We start from the raw sequence: 17,144 nt of genomic DNA on the forward strand, positions 1-17,144 counted from the left end.
AATGCCGGTTAGACTGAGGATCACCCTGCTGTTCGGATGCATCGTATTGTTCATACTGCTGCTGGTATGCGGCTCGGTATATTATTTCTCCCGTACAGAGCGCACCCGCGATACCCGCCTGCGCCTCGTGAACCGCGCCATCACCCGCGCCCGCCTGCTGGCACACCCCACGTATTTCGATGCAGAACAACTGCGCATCCTCGATTCCTCTACCATGATGGCCCTGCAGGACAAATCACTCCAGGCCTACAACTACAAAGGCGAAAAAGTATACAGCTACAGCGAAGAGCCGGAAGATACCCTCGCGGTCGACAATAAATTATTAGACGAAGCCCGCATAAAAGGAACGGTCTATTTCCGGATCGGTAAAAAAGAAGCCGTGGCTTATCACCACGTCGATAGTAATATGCGGGTAGTGGTAGTTGCGGCCGCCTACGATGAAATGGGTCTGAAGAAGCTGCACGAGCTCGAGAACATCCTGCTCATCAGCTTTATCACCGGCAGCATCGTGGCATTTGCCGCAGGGTATATATTCTCGGGCCGCCTCCTGCGCCCCATTAAGAAGATCGCAGACGATATACAGGTCATATCTGCCCAGGAGTTGAACCGCCGGATAGACGGAGGCGATGCCAACGACGAATGGCGCTACCTCTCCGAAACGATCAATCAATTGCTCAACCGCCTGCAGGAAAGCTTCGACATGCAACGTCGCTTTATTGCCAACGCATCACACGAACTCTCAACGCCGCTTACCTCCATCTCCAGCCAGTTGGAGGTATCGCTCTCGCGCGACCGCGAGGCCGATAAATACCGTACCGTGATGCAGAGTGTGTACCAGGATGTACGCCACCTCGGCAAGCTCACCCAAACCCTGCTCGAATTTGCCCAGGCCTCCGGCGATCCCGGTGGACTCACCATACAACCCGTGCGCATCGACGAAATATTACTCGAAATGCCGGCCGATGTCAACAAGCTGAATCCCGAATACACCGTGTCGCTCGCCTTTGGCGACATGCCGCCCGAAGAAGAAGCGCTCATCGTGGTAGGTAATAACGAACTCCTCTCGCTCGCCGTGCGCAATATCGTCATCAACGCCTGCAAATATTCTCCCGATCATAAAGCCAATGTGCACCTCGAAGTGGCCGATCGCCAGCTGGTGATCTCCATATCCGACAAAGGCGTCGGGATACCCGAGGCAGACCTTAAATACATCTTTCAACCCTTTTACCGGGTTAACCACACCGGACCCGAATTGGGTTTTGGCCTGGGCCTCTCGCTGGCCCACCGCATCGTCAAACTGCACAAAGGCACCATAGAAGTGCAATCCACCCCCGGAGAAGGCTCCCTGTTCACCCTCCGGCTACCGGCTGCGCAATTCTAATCAGATTCTAATGTCATACTAAGGGCCGGCTAATCACCCGGTTACAATTTGCTTCCGAAAGAAGGCCGGGTATGAAAATCAATTATTCTTTGTTCCTGATATTCGTCATCATGGGGCTGCTGGCCCTTAGCGGATGCCTTTTTAAACAAAGCACCACCTACCGGTTACACAACCGGGAACTGATACTGGAAAACGATTCGCTGATCTCCGTGACCATCGAGCTCAGGAAAGAATTGGAGAAGGTGCAGCACGGTGGAGCACCGCAACGCAAAAGATCAACAGCAAGTTCAAAATAACATTGTTTCATGGTCCCATAGACTGAGCGTATGATAAAGAACATCGTGGTGCCCATCGATTATAGTGAAGCATCGCTCAACGCATTGGAAACTGCCGGCTACGTAGCAACACAGCAACGTAGCCGGGTGCAATTGCTGCATGTGCAGGAAACGGATGAGGCCTACCTCGATCAGGCGGCCCTTACCATGCCCTCACATGCCCGCAGTGTGGCCGATGCCATCGCGGCAGGCTTTCATCAAAAGCAGGGCATTAACCCAAGCATTGTTTTCAGGACCGGATTTGCCGGGCCTACCATTGTCAAGGCTGCACACGACCTCAAGGCCGACCTCATCGTATTGGGCGCGCATGGCGCTTCTGGTATGCGTGAGCAATTCATTGGCACTACGGCTTATTATGTTGTGAAGTATGCCAATTGCCCCGTACTCATCATACCCGAGGGCAGCAAGTGGCCGGGGTTCAGTAAAGTGCTGTTTCCCCTGCGTACCAGCTTCGGATCCTATAAACGCTACGAGTTCATCAAAGCCCTGAGCGGTGACCGTGGCGCACACCTGGAAATATTCGCCCTCTCGCTCGACCGTGATCCTGTAGAAGGCCAGGCACTAGAGCTCATGCGTCAGCGGCTCAATGCCGGCAACCCCAAAAACGACATTACCCTTTCCCTTCACCACAGTGAGCATAAGAATATATCCAAGGAAGTGCTGGACCGGGCCGATCGTACGCTCGCCAACCTCATCGTATTATCGCCGGCAGTAGATGTAGTGAATAAACAATTCTTTGTAGGCCCCTTCTGTCAGCGCATTATTCACCATGCCCGGGTGCCGGTGCTATATGTGCGTTAACGGCATAATGGCGAGGTATTAATACATAAGTGGTACCTTTAACGGGTCGGCTCATGGCCGCAGATACTAACCCGTTATGCGATTGACCAGATTGTTCAATGAGTTTTTTCACAGCGAAAAGGCCGGTGGTCTTTTATTGGTTGGCTGCACACTCATCTCGTTGTTGATAGCCAACACCGCTATTGGCGATAGTTACATCCATTTCTGGCATACCAACCTGGGGCCAAAGCCTGTCGAGTTTTGGGTGAACGATGTGTTGATGAGCATCTTCTTTCTGCTCGTTGGCCTGGAGATCGAGAGAGAACTCTACATCGGTGAAATGTCCGACCTCCGCCGGGCCATGTTGCCGGTGTTTGCTGCCATTGGAGGTATGGCCGTGCCAGCGCTCATTCATTATCTGTTTAACCACGGTACAGCGTCTCAGGGTGGGGTAGCCATCCCCATGGCCACCGATATCGCCTTCTCACTGGGTATCTTGTCGCTGCTGGGTAATCGCGTGCCCGCGGCACTCAAAGTATTTCTCACCGCCCTGGCCATTATCGACGACCTGGGTTCCATACTCGTAATTGCCCTGTTTTATGCACACGGCATATCTACAACCAACCTGCTCATCGCCGGAGGGATCTATGCCGTAATGCTGGTGCTCAATAAATTCAAAGTATACCGTACCTGGATATATCTGCTGCTGGGAGTAGTGATGTGGGTCTTTATGTACCGTTCTGGTGTACACGCTACCATCACCGGCGTATTGGTAGCCGCCGCCATACCGTTTGGCAATGGCGATGAGCATTCACCATCCTATCAACTGCAGCATCGTTTGCACAAGCCGGTCGCTTTTGTGATATTGCCCATTTTTGCCCTCGCCAATACCGCCATCGCCATTCCCGCTACCTGGATGGATGACCTCGGCTCGCCCAACAGCCTCGGTATCATGCTGGGCCTGCTCGCCGGCAAGCCGGCAGGTATCTTCCTGTTCAGTATGATCCCTTTTTGGCTGGGCCTGGCCAGTTTACCGGCGGGTATTAAACGGGTGCACCTCCTGTGGACGGGCTTGCTGGCTGGCATCGGCTTTACCATGTCCATCTTCATCACCCACCTGGCCTTTGCCGATGAAACCCTGGTGGTAAGCTCTAAGATCGCCATTATGCTGGGTTCGGTGACAGCTGGCCTGCTGGGTTTGCTGCTGCTGAAAGCGTCACTTAAACAGGCAGCCGACCCGCTTTCGGAGGCCGAAACCACCTGAGCAGAATTACCAGCGAATAAATCGTTTTACATACTACCTTTGCTCTCAATTATTTCAACTATGGCATTACCTAAATTCATGATCGCCGACGACCCGGTGACCGATCCCGACAACGAGTATATCTTCCACACACAGGAGCCTCGCTTTATTGCGAAAAGGGTGGAGGATGATGACGAGAATGCGCATATCGACATCGTGGAAGAGATCGATGATGTGGCCGGTTTCTTCAACAACGATCCGGTACAGCTGCAGGTATTGCTCGATGAGCTCGGAGAGTGGTACAGCGACTATATGGACTGGCTCGAAGAAGATGAACTGGACGAAGAAGGCTAATCCGGCCGGGCTGGGCGAAGCAGCGGTTTGGTATATCCTTTTGTCAGGGTAAATAAAACCATGCGCGCCCGCCATATTTTCTCCTGCATACTGGCAGTCTCCCTGGCCCTCACTGCCTGCAAAAAGGACAAAGAAGGATATACGCAATCCTGCCAGGACGTTAAGGAAGCCCTGAAGAATGAAAGTAAGGAGGTTTTGAGAGCGCAGATAGACCGGTTGATCGGTCAGTTAAGCGACAAGCACCACAACCAGGCCAACCTGGAGGCGCTGGTAACGGCGATCAATGGGCAGTGTGGGTTGCAGGCCGCCATCCTCTGCGTTCAGTGTATAAAGACCCTTCCTCCACAATCAGAAATATCCATCACCTTCAGCGAAAACGGTAGCCAGATCAGGCGGACCATCGATATCAGTTCCACCCAATCGGATGATATGCGGTTTAGCAGCGTACACCAGTGATCGGTTTATTCCGATCTCAAACTCTTTACCGGGTTCGCAACCGCCGCTTTAATAGCGTTGAAGCTTACCGTGATCAATGCAATAAGGATCACCAGCAACGCGCCCAGTGCCAACATCCACCAGCTCATATGAATGCGGTATGGATAATTCTCCAGCCATTTATTCGCAGCGAACCAGGCCAGCGGCAGGGAAAATACCAGCGCCAGCGATACCAGCTTCATGAAATCTTTGGAGAGGATCGCTACTACATTACTTACAGAAGCGCCCAGTACTTTGCGCACACCAATCTCCTTCACGCGTTTCTCGGCCGATAGTACCGACAATCCGAACAAGCCAATACAGGATACGAAAATGGTGAGCACAGCACCAAAGAGAATAATGTTCTTCCAGCGTGCTTCCCATTCGTAATACTTGAGGTTCTCATCATCCTTGAATACATAAGCATAAGGGTTGAGCGGGTAGAGGCTTCTCGATACCTTTTCAATATGCCGCAACGCAGCGGTGGCGGTGCCAGGTTTTATCTTGATATAGGCGCGTCCATAGGAGTGCGAAGGTTTCATCGTGAACAACTGCGGTTTGATCTCCATCGACAGCGATTCGAAATGATAATTCTTGACCACGCCCACCACGGTGTATTTCTCATTGTTGTTGTACCAGAAATTCACTTCTTGTCCGATCGGCGATTTCCAGCCGGCACGCTTTACAAATTCTTCATTGACTACCACCGCTTTTGTCGAGTCCGAAACATGAGCGCCCGAGAAATTCCTGCCCTGTATCACCGGTATCTTTAGCGAAGGAATATACGTGTCATCGATCGTTTCATAGGCAAAACTGGTCTCTTTGTCTCCATTTACTTTGGCAACCGTAAACCAGCCACCGCCGTTTTTGAACGATACCTGCGTAATGGCATTGTTCTTCAACAACTCGTTGCGGTACACCTGTGCTTGTGCGCCATGGATATTGGGCAGGCCCACCCATACCAAGTTACTGTCGTCATAGCCCAACGGCTCCCTGGTAAGGTAATTGAACTGTGTATAGATCACGATAGTGCCCACGATCAGAAAAGAAGCCAGGCCGAACTGCAATACAACCAGGCTCTTCTGCAAATAGTTCTTACCCGCCAGCGTAAACCGGCTGTATAGGGTTTTGACGGGATTGTAGGCCGACAACACCAGCGAAGGATAGAAACCGGCGAGCAGCGTCGTCACCAAAAACAAACCGATAAAGCCAGCCACCAGCTTGAAGTCGAGCAGATACGAAAGCGACAGCGCCTTGTTGGCCATCTTATTGAACATAGGCAAAGACAGTTGCACCAGCGCAATGGCCAACAGAAAAGCTAGCAGGCTCAGGAAAAACGATTCTCCCAGGAACTGGAAAATAAGCTGCCGCCGCTCGCCGCCGATCACCTTCCGGATGCCAATTTCTTTTGCCCGCTTGATCGAGCGGGCCACCGTCAGGTTCACAAAATTGATGCAGGCGATCAGCAGAATGAACAACGCGATGCCGGATAGTATATAAGAGTAGGTAGGATTGCTGGCGTCGGTGAGCCCGTTCTCTGCCTTATAGTCTTTGCTGAGGTGAATATCGGTGAGCGGCTGCAGATTGTAAAAGGTCGCCGAGTTGTCCCCGTAATCTTTGGCGGCCTGTAGGATCGCGTCTTTTGCGTCGGCCTCGTACACCCGCTTCATCTTTGCTTCCACGGCTTTCGTATCAGCGCCGGGCTGCATCACCACAAACGTGTTCAGGAAGAAGTTCAGCCAGTTCATGCCCTGCGCTTCCTCTTTGGCCGATACCACGAGCGGCAGCAGCACCTTGAACTTGAGAGAGGAGTTTTGCGGGCATTCCTTTGCCACCCCCGTTACGGTATAGGGAATCAGTTTGTCTTCCTCGTCTCTGATCATGATGGTTTTGCCCATCGCCTCAGTGGTGCCAAACTGCCGCTCGGCAATCTCCTCCGTGATCACCACCGATTGAGGATCCCGTAATGCTGTACGGGGATTGCCGCTCAAAAGCGGGAAGGAAAATACCGAGAAGAAATTGGAGTCGACCAGGTGTACCCCTTGCGATTTCATATCCTGACCGGTTTGCACGTCGCGCTCGTTGGCTTGTACCCGCACAAAAGCCCGGATCTCAGGAATATTGGCTTTGAAACGCGGACCGGGAAAATAACCGGTATAACCACCCATGCCGTCAACAGAACCATCGGGTTTTATCCGTTTCATGCCGATCCGGTAGATATTATCTTTCTGAACATGGAAACGATCGAAACTCAGTTCGTCCTTCACATACAAAATGATCAGCATGCCGCAGGCCAGGCCAATACTCAAACCAAGAATATTGATGATCGAATAGGCCTTGTTGCGCCGGAAATTGCGGAAAGCAGTTTTAAAGTAGTTCCTGAACATGTAATGAAGTTATGGTTGTCTTAATAACACAAAAATTGTGGCACATTTTAGGGGTATGGTTTTCAGTAGGTTGCAAACAACCAACTTTTTCCACTGTTCGGTTTCGATACACCGTGTGTACGCGTCCAAACATATAATTCGATAATTTAGCCCTTCGTCGCTGGTGGTGAGTCTATTAGAGAGTCCAACCCGCTGTCCGAACAAGTAATTTACTGACCCAAATCAATGACTGTCCCTGCATGAAGAAAAGAACCCTGGCATTGGCTATTTGTTGCATCGCCCTGGCCGAATTCTCAACGGCCCAGGAAGTTTTTTTTAAGAATGGATTGATCGCCAACCTGCCCAGCCGCTATGGCCGCGAAGCCGTGTACAGCGATGAGCTGGCTTACCGCCTCTATACCGGAACCCTGAAAACACCCGTGGCCGGCGACACCATCGGCACCACTGAAAGAAACCAACCCATCGTATGGATGCCCATCGAAGCCGATAGCACCAACCGCCTGCGCGTACGCGGCGGCAATTTCCGGGGCGGGGCACCAGCCGGTCCCGGCGTAACACCAGGCGCCATCCGGGGCGGACTCGGCGCTGGCGGCAGCTATATCTACCTCACGTACACCTCACCCAAAGCACAAACCGCCCTGCTCAACATCAAAGGCAATAGCGGCGTATTTGTGAATGGCGCCCAGCATACCGGCGACCCCTATAGCATGGGGTACCTGAATATACCCGTGCAACTGAAAAAGGGACTTAACGAGTTCTATGTACGCGGCGCAAGCGCGGTAGCAAGCCTCCTCTTTCCCGCTAAACCCGTATTGGTCAACACCGACGACCCTACCTTGCCCTTCGTGGTGCCCGGCCAGCAGGCCGGCGTACAGCAGGGAGCCGTAGTGGTGATCAATACCACCAACAAGCCCCTCAAAGGATTCCTGATCATCAGCAACCTGGAAGGCAAAGAGGTATCGATCGGCGTGCCCGAGATACCCGCATTGGCCTCCCGCAAAGTGCCCTTCAGCTTCGATGGCAGCAACATCACCACAAAAGGCAAATACCCTTGTAAAATTATCCTCACCAACAAAGGCGTAATAAAGGATGTAAATACCGTCAACATAGAAGCCGTGAACCCCGGTGAGCAATACAACAGCACCTTCACGAGCGCCATCGATGGCAGCCTGCAGTATTATTCCGTAACACCGCAGTCCGCCACCCCCAACGCCAACAGCGCACTCTTCCTCAGTGTGCATGGCGCCGGCGTAGAAGCCATCAACCAGGCACGTGCCTACAAACCGAAAGACTGGGGCACACTGGTAGCAGCCACCAACCGCCGGCCAAGGGGTTTCAATTGGGAAGACTGGGGCCGCCTGGATGCCCTCGAAGTGCTGGGCATCGCCAAACAACGGTATCAACCCAATCCACAAAATATCTACCTCACCGGCCACTCCATGGGCGGTCATGGTACCTGGTTCCTCGGCGTAACCTATCCCGACCAGTGGGCAGCCATAGCCCCCTGCGCCGGTTACCCCACCATGAAAGGATATGGCTCGGCAGATGGCCTTATACCAGACAGCAGCGGCAATCCGCTCGAGCAACTGCTCCTGCGCTCCGGCAACCAAAGCGATGTGCCCAAGCTCGCCACCAACTACAAAGCACACGGAGTGTATGTGTTTCATGGCGATGACGACCGCACCGTACCCGTTACCTATGCCCGCCAGATGCGCAAGCAGCTGGGCGAGTTTCATCCCGACCTCAGCTACTATGAATATCCCGGCGGCAGCCATTGGTTTGGCGACCATAGCGTAGACTGGAAGCCATTGTTCGATTTCTTTCAATGGCACCACCGCCTGCCCGATAGTAGCGTCAATACCATTGATTTCAGTACTGCGAGCCCCGGCATATCAGCCACTTTCCGTTGGGCTACCATCCTGCAGCAAAGCAATGCACTCGCTTACAGCCGCATCCAGTTGCGCAGGGATAAGGCAGCCGGTACCATCACCGGCACTGTAGAGAATACACGTTTGCTGAAACTGCACCTGAAAGATTTTGCCACAGGCAAAGCCGTAAAGATCACCCTCGATGGCGCCGCCGCTGTGAGCTATACAGTACAGGGTGCACAGGACAGCATCGTGTTACAAAAGGAAGGCAATAGCTGGACCCTGGCAGCACAGCCTGGCTTGCAGCAAAAAGGACCGCACCGCTATGGCACCCTGAAGGATGCATTCAACAATCGCATGATACTGGTATATGGCACGGCCGGCAATGCAGCCGAAAATGCCTGGAGCCTGGAGAAAGCCCTTTTCGATGCGGAAACCTGGTACTACCGCGGTAATGGCGCTGTAGATATCATTGCCGATAAAGACTATTCCCCCGGGAAATACAAAGACCGTGGGGTGATCCTCTATGGCAATAAGTCGACCAACAGTGCCTGGAAAGTATTACTGGAAGATTGTCCCGTGCAGGTAGACCGCAACCTGGTGACCGCAGGTGCCAAACGTTTGCCCGGCGACGACCATGCAGCCTATATTGTATGGCCCATTAAGAACTCCAACATCGCATCCGTAGCGGTAATTGGTGGCACTGGACTTAAAGGCATGCAAGCCGCATCGGCCAATCAGTATTTCGCCGGCGCCAGCGGATTCCCCGACTTCATGGTCTTTAACCTCGAAATGCTGCACAGCGGCGCCGGTTCGCTCGAAATAGCCGGATTCTATGATCACAACTGGCAGATCGATACTGTCAATACTGCTTACAAACCATAACCTGATCAATTGCACGAAATGCGAATCAACTATTACCTGTTCCTGCTGCTGTTACTTGGTAACAGCGCAGTATTTGGCCAGAATACCATCCATCCGGTTTCCATAGCCTACGAAGCACCCACCGATCCACAAGTGAAGGCCAAGCTCGATAAATGGCAGGACCAGAAGTTCGGGATGATCATACACTGGGGTCTGTATGCCGTGCCCGGCATGATCGAGTCCTGGGCCCTCTGTTCCGAAGACTGGATCGACCGCGACAGCAATACCGCCTACGACGATTTCAAGAAATGGTACTGGGGACTCAGCAAAACATTCAACCCAACAAAGTTCGATCCCGCTTCCTGGGCCGCTGCCGGAAAACAGGCAGGCATGCGCTACCTGGTGTTTACCACCAAACACCACGACGGGTTCAATATGTTCGATACCAAACAAACCGATTTCAGTATAGCGAAAGGACCTTTTGCGAATAACCCCAAAGCCGACGTGGCCAAATATGTATTCGAGTCGTTCCGCAACGAAGGTTTTATGATCGGGGCCTATTTCTCCAAGCCCGATTGGCATACGGAGTACTACTGGTGGCCTAAATACGCAACCGCCAACCGCAATAACAACTATGATATCCGTCGCTTTCCCTGGCGCTGGAACAAATACAAGGAATTTACCTACAACCAGATCCAGGAGTTGATGAGCAATTATGGAGCGGTAGATATACTGTGGCTCGATGGAGGCTGGGTGCGCCCCCGCGAATCCGTAACCGCAGAAGTGCTGTCCTGGGGAGCGCCAATCCCCGATTGGAGCCAGGACATCGATATGCCGAAGATCGCAGCTATGGCCCGCAGCAAGCAGCCGGGCATCCTCATGGTCGACCGTACCGTGCATGGACCGTATGAAAATTACCAGACGCCCGAACAACGCATTCCCGACAAACAACTCGACCATCCCTGGGAAAGCTGTATGACCCTGGCCAATAACTGGGGTTGGGTGCCCAACGATCAGTTCAAGTCGCCTACCAAGGTGATCCATTCCCTGATAGAGATCGTGGCAAAAGGCGGAAGCCTCTTACTGGGTGTAGGCCCCAAGGCCGATGGCACCTTGCCACAAGAAGCCATCGACCGGCTCGCGGCCATTGGTGAGTGGACAAAAGTAAATGGAGCAGCCATCTATGGCACACGCACCGTACCCGACTACCAGCAAGGCAATATTTACTTTACCCGTAGCAAGGACAATACTAACCTGTATGCACTGGTGTGTGTGAAGGAAGGAGAAGCCATACCGGCATCGGTAGAATGGAAAGGCAACCTGCCGAAGAAAGGCAGCAAAGTAACATTATTGCAAACCGGCCAGTCTGTTAAATGGAAGATCACCGATGGGGTAGTAAAGGTTGAACTCCCCGCAGCCTTGTTGAAGAAAGAAGTGCAAACACCCGCACTGGCTTTTGCATTTAATCCTGCACAATAACCATGAAGAAGTTACTGATAGGTATATTGATCGGAGTGCCTTATTGGCTGATGGCACAGTATCGTACTGAACTGAACAAGGGTTGGCAGTACGCGCGTGCCGACAAGGTGAAGGAAGGGGGAGCTGCCCTCTCTCAACCAATCCACGCGTTGGCTGGCTTCCGGCCTGCACAGGTGCCCGGTACCGTGCTCACCAATATGCTGCGCGACAAAGAAGTGCCCGATCCCTTTTATGGCATGAACAACGAACGCATCCCGGATATCTACCATACGGGTCCTGCTCATTATACCTATTGGTTCGTCAACGATTTTAAAGAGAAAGCGGTGCAGGGCAAAGATGTCTTCCTGCACCTGCGGGGCGTAAACTATGCCTGTGATGTATTCGTCAACAATAAGAAGTTGAACGACGCTACACACAAAGGCATGTACCTGCGGCAAACCTATAATATCAGCAGCCTGCTCAATGCCAATGGCAATAACCGGCTCGCCATCATCGTATATCCGCCCGATCCGCCCGGCAATCCCAATGGCGGACAGGGAGGTGATGGCAGGATCGCCAAAAGTGTATCGCACCAATATGTGGCAGGGTGGGATTGGATACAACCCATCCGCGACCGCAATACCGGCATCTGGGACAAAGTGTACATCGAAAGAACGGGGATAGTAGATGTGCGCAATCCGCATGTGATAACGCTGGTGCCCGGCGTGCGCAAGCCCAACGGCCCACAGCAACCGGCCACCCTCAAAGTGTCTGCCGAATTGTTGAACAATGCCGGCCGCGAGGTAAAGGGCAGTCTGCAATACACCATTGCAGGCAAAAAGGTCTCAAAACCCGTGTCGCTGTCTCCACATGAATTGAAAGAGATCCAATTGCCCGACCTGAAGATGGAGAACCCCAAACTTTGGTGGCCCGCCGGTTATGGTAAACAGGACCTCTACAAACTCGACCTGCAGTTCATAGAGCAAGGTAAGGTCACTGATAAAGAAGTCGTGAATGTAGGCGTGCGCGAAATACAACGGGTTTGGAATGCTACCACCCTCAGCAGTGAGTTTCGCGTAAACGGACAAAAGATATTCATCAAGGGCGGCAACTGGATCATCTCCGATGCCATGCTGCGCCTCAGCGATGAACGCTACGATGCAGAGATACGCTATCACCGCGACATGAACCTGAACCTCATCCGTATCTGGGGTGGCGCCCTGCTCGAAAGGCCGGAGTTTTACAAAGCCTGCGATAAATACGGCTTGCTCGTGTTCCAGGACTTCTGGATGTCGGGCGATTGCAATGGCCGCTGGGTGGATCCCAAGAAAGCGGAAGACCAGGATACCCGGCGCAAATACCCCGATGATCATGGCCTCTTCCTGCGTTCAGTAGTCGATGGTATAAAACTCATTCGCAATCATCCCTCGCTCGCCATTTGGTGCGGCGGCAACGAGATCACCCCGCCCGATGATATCCTCGCTGCTATGCGCGATTCGTTATTGCCACAGCTCGACGGCACGCGGGTGTTCTTCGACTATTCCAACTCCGATAGCATGTCGATGAAGATACTCGGCGGCAATGGCGATGGTCCGTACAATATTCAACCCACCGACACCTTCTGGAAGTTCCGCACCTATCCATTTAATTCTGAAGTAGGTTCCGTGGGCACCGGTGACTATGAATCGTTGAAAAGATTCATCCCGGCTGAGAATATGACACCGCCAGTCTATACACCGGCGGCCGGCGATCAGCGTGCCCGCGAGAAAGCCGATTCTGTATGGGAATACCATAAGTACATTGGCTACAGCAAATACATCAGCCCCTATGGTCCTGTAAGAGATGTACCCGACTTTGCCAACAAAGCGCAAATCGTCAACTACGATCAGTACCGCGCCCTCATGGAAGGCTTCAGTGCACACATGTGGAGCTGGTACACCGGCACCATCATCTGGAAAACACAGAACCCCTGGACAGCCTTGCGCGGACAGATGTATGATTATTACCTCGACCCCAATGCCTGCCTATATGGCTTGCGCGCTGGCGGAGAGCCAGTACACGTAATGTACAATCCGGTGGAGGGAAATGTAATGGTCGTCAACAATGGGTTTACCGATCTTAACAATGCGACTGTACGTTTCGAAGCCTGGACCATGAATGGAGAGAAAATACCGATAGGCCATAGCCTGGCACAATTGCCGGCCACCTCGGTCATCACCTCGTTAAACATTAAGGCTAAGGTCGATGAACTCCGCGCACAACAGGGCATCTTTCTGCGCCTTCAGTTGGAGAATGACGCGAAGAAAGGGTTGAGCGAAAACATTTATTGGTTGCCCGATGCCAGCGGTGAGTACAGCGGCCTGCAACGCATTCAACCTGCCGCCCTGGCCGTAACAGCCCGGCATATAAAAGCCGGTAAGGTAGAAGTGATGCTCTCCAATAAAGCAGGCAACCCGGTGTCCTTCTTCAACAGGATATCTTTACTGCATCCGGCAACGAAAGAAAGAATATTGCCGGCCTTCTATACCGATAACTATATCACCGTATTGCCAGGTGCAACGAGAACGATCCAGGTTGAGTATGATGAGCATGCCATCAAACCCATCCTAAGCGTAGAAGGATGGAATTCACCAATAAAAACCGTTATTCCAGCAAGCCCGGTTAACCCCAAATGAGTAGCTTTGTGGTCCTATGCAAGACATACAGAACCGGGAAGACATAACCTTGCTCGTAAATGAGTTCTATAAAAAAGTGATACCCGATCGCATGATCGGGCATTTCTTTACCCGGGTGGTCCATTTCTCCTGGGAATCGCACATACCCATCATGATCAACTTTTGGGAGTCGGTATTGTTTGCGGAACCTTCCTACAAAGGCAATCCGATGATCAAGCACCTCGACCTCGATGCCTTGTATCCCCTCGATCCGCTGCACTTTGATCGGTGGCTCTACCTGTGGCAGGAAACTGTACGGCAAAACTTTGCCGGCGATAAGGCCAACGAGGCCATCGATCGCGCACAATCCATCGCAAAGATCATGAAAGCAAAGATCGCCGCCCGGCGTGGATCGGAAGGTTGAACTACCGCTTCCTGTAAGCTTCTATAAAAGCCTTGGTCTGATCGGCGTAGATACCGGTCTTATGCGTCCGCACCAGGTTGGCATTGGCTTCCGTTTTGTCTTCTTCTTTTAAAGAGATGGCGCTCGAAGGCAGCGCAGGCATATGACAATCGATACAATTGCTGTTGATCGCATTGGCAGGTAGCTGTTGGGTAAAGCTATGCGTTACGGAAGTGTGGCAGGTGGTGCAGCGTTGCGACAAGGCAGCCAGGTTCTCTCTTTCCTGCACGTGCGGGTCGTGGCAGGAGGTGCAGGTCAGCACATCGCTCTTGATATAACAGGCGCTGGCGGTCATCAGTTGGTACTGGTTGCCATGTACGTCGAGGTTACCGGCCTTGGCGCCCGTTTGCACGGCAGAGGAAAAGTACTGCGACAGAGAATCGCCTGGTTTGAAATAGAAGATGGAATTATGCGAAGTATGGCCGCCGGAATGGCATTGGGCACAAAGATCAAGCTGTTGCTGCCGGGGCAGTTTCTTGTACAGCGCAATATGCTGCGGCTGTTTCTCTTCCGGGTGGGCAGTATGAAAGTTTACATGGGCGGCCGCAGGTCCATGGCAGCGTTCGCAGTCCATACCATAGATTACTTTGGATTTGTCGAAATAGTCTACCTGCCGGTTGCCTTCCTGTTGTGTGCCCTTGCGTTCGATATAAGAACCATGACATTCAAAACAGCCGATATTGATGAGGCGGTCGAAGCGAACCTTGTCGGCCGGATAGCTCGGACTGTTCACCCAGGCCGCTGCATTGACCGAATAGGAGACTGGTAACTGAAAGGCATTATCATCGAGCCAGTACAGGTAGGTTTGCGCCTTGCGGCCCGAACCGACTACCACACCAAAAGGGAAAGCCTGCTTTTCTACATCGTTCATATAAGCTACCTGGTACAAGCCAGTGGCCCGCTGTTCCATCTGCACCTTCACGTTCTGCCTGTAATGAAAAGCATTCTTTCCCGGCTCGAAAGAGCCTTTGATCGTGGCGGGCGAAGGAGAGGCGGATGTATTCCGGTGGGCGGTGGCTAACCAGCTTTGGTGAATGTCCTGGTGACATTTATTACAGGCATCGGCGCCCGCATAAGCTGCGCCGCGCAGGTCAGATAAAGCCGATTCTGGCGGCGCATCCATGCACTGAGAAAGGCCCAGGATTAGCAACACAAAGCAGGTGGCAATAAGAAGTTGGGTTCGTTTCATGGGTTTAATAAAGGAAGAAAACCCCTTGTAAAAACAAGGGGTTTACCAAAACTAACTGCTATATGAGTGATTGAGTAAGCCATTATCTGTAATCGGAGTTCTGCTGCAGGTTGGGGTTCTTGTCGATCTCCACCTGCGGAATGGGGAACAGGGTACGTGGCTTGCCGTCGAGTTTAGGACGGTGGTTAAACCAGATCTTGCGACTATAAACACCAAAGCGGATCAGTTGCTGACGACGCTGGCCTTCCGCAGCGAATTCCCAGCCCAGCTCATCGAGCATGCGGCCAAAAGGAATATCGGCGCCTCCTTGCAGGTCGGCAATGGAGCCATCCACATTCTGCCAGCCGTATTTGTAAGAGCTGCCCAATTGTAATTGAGCACCGGTTACAGTTGCTTTTGCAGGAGTGGCAAGGAAAGCCCTTTTGCGTACATCTGTAACCAGCACGGCTGCTTCATCGGGCTTCCCGGTACGCAATAGCGCTTCCGCTTTCATCAACATGATACCGGCCAGGCGGAATACAGGGTAGTCCACACTCAGGCCACCGCGGGCGCCTGCCTTGATCTCATACTTTCCAATGCGGAAGCCGTCGAAGAACTGGGTATTGTCGATGCTGGGTACAGCCTTGGTATAGGTAAGGATCAATTCACCAGTCCTTACGTTACGCTGAGGTCCCTGTATCCAGGTATCCTTCATACGGGTATCGTCCGGATCGTAGGTGTCGATGAACTGTGGTACAGCGCAGTTGCCGCCCCATGGTTGCGCAGCCAGGTCGAGCACGTTACGGTGAGCCGTGGCGAGCGTTTTCATGTGGATGCTGTTCTGCGTAGCGAAGATCTCATCAAAAGGAACCGCGAAGATCAGCTCCTTGGACGTGTTATTGGTAGTCGTGAAATTGTTCTTAAAGGCAGGTTCCAGCACAAAGGGACCTTTGGTGATGATCTCGTTACATTGGTCGATACATTTCTGCCACTGTGCGGTACCGGTGTATACTTCAGCATTGAGATAAAGCCGGGCCAGGGTGGCATGGGCAGCCCACTTGTTCATCCGGCCATAGTTGCTGTTATCAGACTTGGTACTAAGCTTTGGAAGCGCTTCCGTCAATTCCTTCTCAATGAAGGTGTACACTTCCAGCCTGGTACTTTGTTTAGGACGTACGGTGTCGGTAAAGCTGGTTACGATAGGCACATTTCCATGGTTGTCGACCAGCATGGAATAATAGAAGGCCCGGGCCGCCTTTAACTCGGCGATCACTTCATCCTTACCGTTGGTGACGGGGATAGAACCACCTTCAATCTGGGCAATGATCCTGTTTACCGTGTTGATGCCCCTGAAATTCTGGTTCCAGGAATTGATGGGTTGCCATTCGTCGGCCCTCCATTCGTGCTTGTGCATCCGTTGGTAAGTACCACCGTCGTACCATCCATTGGGGCGTACCGGTGTTACAATAATATCAGCCGGCTCTTCCTGCAGGTCGAAATCTCCCTGCCAGCCTACCATCACAGTGCGAAGGGGAACATAAGCGGCGCCTAGAATAGAAGGAAGATCTGCTTCTGTAGGTTTAAAAGAAGTTTCCAGTACCTGGTCGTACACATGTTCGTCCAGTTTGGTACACGAGCCCAGCATGAGCGAAACGCCCATCGCCATATATATCGCTGTAAAGAATTGTTGCTTTTTCATATAGTGAGTTGTAAGC

13 protein-coding genes are annotated in these 17,144 nt (G+C 52.4%); 10 read left to right on the forward strand and 3 right to left on the reverse strand.

Annotation, left to right across the window (positions count from 1 at the left end; all coding sequences use genetic code 11):
- Position 1 precedes the first annotated feature (1 nt).
- The 6 genes from P2H89_RS06695 (at position 2) to P2H89_RS06720 (ending at position 4,549) form a co-directional block, all read left to right on the forward strand.
- A complete protein-coding gene (locus tag P2H89_RS06695; protein ID WP_275825807.1) occupies positions 2 to 1,381 on the forward strand; it encodes a HAMP domain-containing sensor histidine kinase in 1,380 nt (459 codons plus the stop codon).
- Between the two features lie 71 nt (positions 1,382 to 1,452).
- Positions 1,453 to 1,677, forward strand: a complete 225-nt coding sequence (locus tag P2H89_RS06700) for a hypothetical protein (protein ID WP_275825808.1) — start codon at positions 1,453 to 1,455, stop codon at positions 1,675 to 1,677.
- A gap of 30 nt (positions 1,678 to 1,707) precedes the next feature.
- Complete coding sequence (locus tag P2H89_RS06705) at positions 1,708 to 2,517, forward strand: universal stress protein (protein WP_275825809.1); 810 nt, start codon at positions 1,708 to 1,710, stop codon at positions 2,515 to 2,517.
- A gap of 76 nt (positions 2,518 to 2,593) precedes the next feature.
- On the forward strand, positions 2,594 to 3,760 hold the full coding sequence (nhaA, locus tag P2H89_RS06710; RefSeq protein ID WP_275825810.1) for a Na+/H+ antiporter NhaA: 1,167 nt from the start codon (positions 2,594 to 2,596) through the stop codon (positions 3,758 to 3,760).
- Between the two features lie 60 nt (positions 3,761 to 3,820).
- The gene (locus tag P2H89_RS06715) at positions 3,821 to 4,093 is read left to right on the forward strand and encodes a hypothetical protein (protein ID WP_275825811.1); all 273 of its coding nucleotides are present in this window, start codon (positions 3,821 to 3,823) and stop codon (positions 4,091 to 4,093) included.
- A 60-nt stretch (positions 4,094 to 4,153) separates the two neighbouring features.
- Entirely contained in the window at positions 4,154 to 4,549 is a 396-nt protein-coding gene (locus P2H89_RS06720) for a hypothetical protein (protein WP_275825812.1), read from the forward strand.
- 5 nt (positions 4,550 to 4,554) lie between these two features.
- Here P2H89_RS06720 and P2H89_RS06725 read toward each other — a convergent pair whose 3' ends face one another.
- Positions 4,555 to 6,954: an ABC transporter permease gene (locus P2H89_RS06725; protein WP_275825813.1), complete on the reverse strand. Its 2,400-nt coding sequence runs from the start codon at positions 6,952 to 6,954 to the stop codon at positions 4,555 to 4,557.
- 239 nt (positions 6,955 to 7,193) lie between these two features.
- Between P2H89_RS06725 and P2H89_RS06730 the strand changes: the two genes are divergently transcribed.
- From P2H89_RS06730 to P2H89_RS06745, 4 genes are read left to right on the forward strand one after another with little or no spacing between them, the layout of a single operon-like run.
- Positions 7,194 to 9,707 (forward strand): prolyl oligopeptidase family serine peptidase, encoded by a 2,514-nt coding sequence (locus tag P2H89_RS06730; RefSeq protein ID WP_275825814.1) that lies wholly within the window; start codon positions 7,194 to 7,196, stop codon positions 9,705 to 9,707.
- Positions 9,708 to 9,725: 18 nt separating this feature from the next.
- A complete protein-coding gene (locus tag P2H89_RS06735) occupies positions 9,726 to 11,165 on the forward strand; it encodes an alpha-L-fucosidase (protein ID WP_275825815.1) in 1,440 nt (479 codons plus the stop codon).
- A gap of 2 nt (positions 11,166 to 11,167) precedes the next feature.
- Positions 11,168 to 13,819 (forward strand): glycoside hydrolase family 2 TIM barrel-domain containing protein, encoded by a 2,652-nt coding sequence (locus P2H89_RS06740; protein WP_275825816.1) that lies wholly within the window; start codon positions 11,168 to 11,170, stop codon positions 13,817 to 13,819.
- A gap of 16 nt (positions 13,820 to 13,835) precedes the next feature.
- Positions 13,836 to 14,222: a group III truncated hemoglobin gene (locus P2H89_RS06745; protein ID WP_275825817.1), complete on the forward strand. Its 387-nt coding sequence runs from the start codon at positions 13,836 to 13,838 to the stop codon at positions 14,220 to 14,222.
- A 1-nt stretch (position 14,223) separates the two neighbouring features.
- On the opposite strand, the gene P2H89_RS06750 is transcribed toward P2H89_RS06745, so the two are convergent.
- Both P2H89_RS06750 and P2H89_RS06755 read right to left on the reverse strand, forming a co-directional pair.
- A complete protein-coding gene (locus P2H89_RS06750; RefSeq protein WP_275825818.1) occupies positions 14,224 to 15,450 on the reverse strand; it encodes a multiheme c-type cytochrome in 1,227 nt (408 codons plus the stop codon).
- A gap of 82 nt (positions 15,451 to 15,532) precedes the next feature.
- Positions 15,533 to 17,128, reverse strand: coding sequence for a RagB/SusD family nutrient uptake outer membrane protein (locus P2H89_RS06755; RefSeq protein WP_275825819.1), 1,596 nt, complete (start codon positions 17,126 to 17,128; stop codon positions 15,533 to 15,535).
- Between the last annotated feature and the right edge of the window lie 16 nt (positions 17,129 to 17,144).

It is taken from the genome of Paraflavitalea sp. CAU 1676 (genome assembly GCF_029223285.1).
GTDB lineage: Bacteria > Bacteroidota > Bacteroidia > Chitinophagales > Chitinophagaceae > Paraflavitalea.

Coding starts and splice junctions, on each gene's coding strand:
- P2H89_RS06695 (WP_275825807.1), top strand. CDS start 2: ATGCCGGTTAGACTGAGGATCACCCTGCTGTTCGGATGCATCGTATTG.
- P2H89_RS06700 (WP_275825808.1), top strand. CDS start 1,453: ATGAAAATCAATTATTCTTTGTTCCTGATATTCGTCATCATGGGGCTG.
- P2H89_RS06705 (WP_275825809.1), top strand. CDS start 1,708: ATGATAAAGAACATCGTGGTGCCCATCGATTATAGTGAAGCATCGCTC.
- nhaA (WP_275825810.1), top strand. CDS start 2,594: ATGCGATTGACCAGATTGTTCAATGAGTTTTTTCACAGCGAAAAGGCC.
- P2H89_RS06715 (WP_275825811.1), top strand. CDS start 3,821: ATGGCATTACCTAAATTCATGATCGCCGACGACCCGGTGACCGATCCC.
- P2H89_RS06720 (WP_275825812.1), top strand. CDS start 4,154: ATGCGCGCCCGCCATATTTTCTCCTGCATACTGGCAGTCTCCCTGGCC.
- P2H89_RS06725 (WP_275825813.1), bottom strand. CDS start 6,954: ATGTTCAGGAACTACTTTAAAACTGCTTTCCGCAATTTCCGGCGCAAC.
- P2H89_RS06730 (WP_275825814.1), top strand. CDS start 7,194: ATGAAGAAAAGAACCCTGGCATTGGCTATTTGTTGCATCGCCCTGGCC.
- P2H89_RS06735 (WP_275825815.1), top strand. CDS start 9,726: ATGCGAATCAACTATTACCTGTTCCTGCTGCTGTTACTTGGTAACAGC.
- P2H89_RS06740 (WP_275825816.1), top strand. CDS start 11,168: ATGAAGAAGTTACTGATAGGTATATTGATCGGAGTGCCTTATTGGCTG.
- P2H89_RS06745 (WP_275825817.1), top strand. CDS start 13,836: ATGCAAGACATACAGAACCGGGAAGACATAACCTTGCTCGTAAATGAG.
- P2H89_RS06750 (WP_275825818.1), bottom strand. CDS start 15,450: ATGAAACGAACCCAACTTCTTATTGCCACCTGCTTTGTGTTGCTAATC.
- P2H89_RS06755 (WP_275825819.1), bottom strand. CDS start 17,128: ATGAAAAAGCAACAATTCTTTACAGCGATATATATGGCGATGGGCGTT.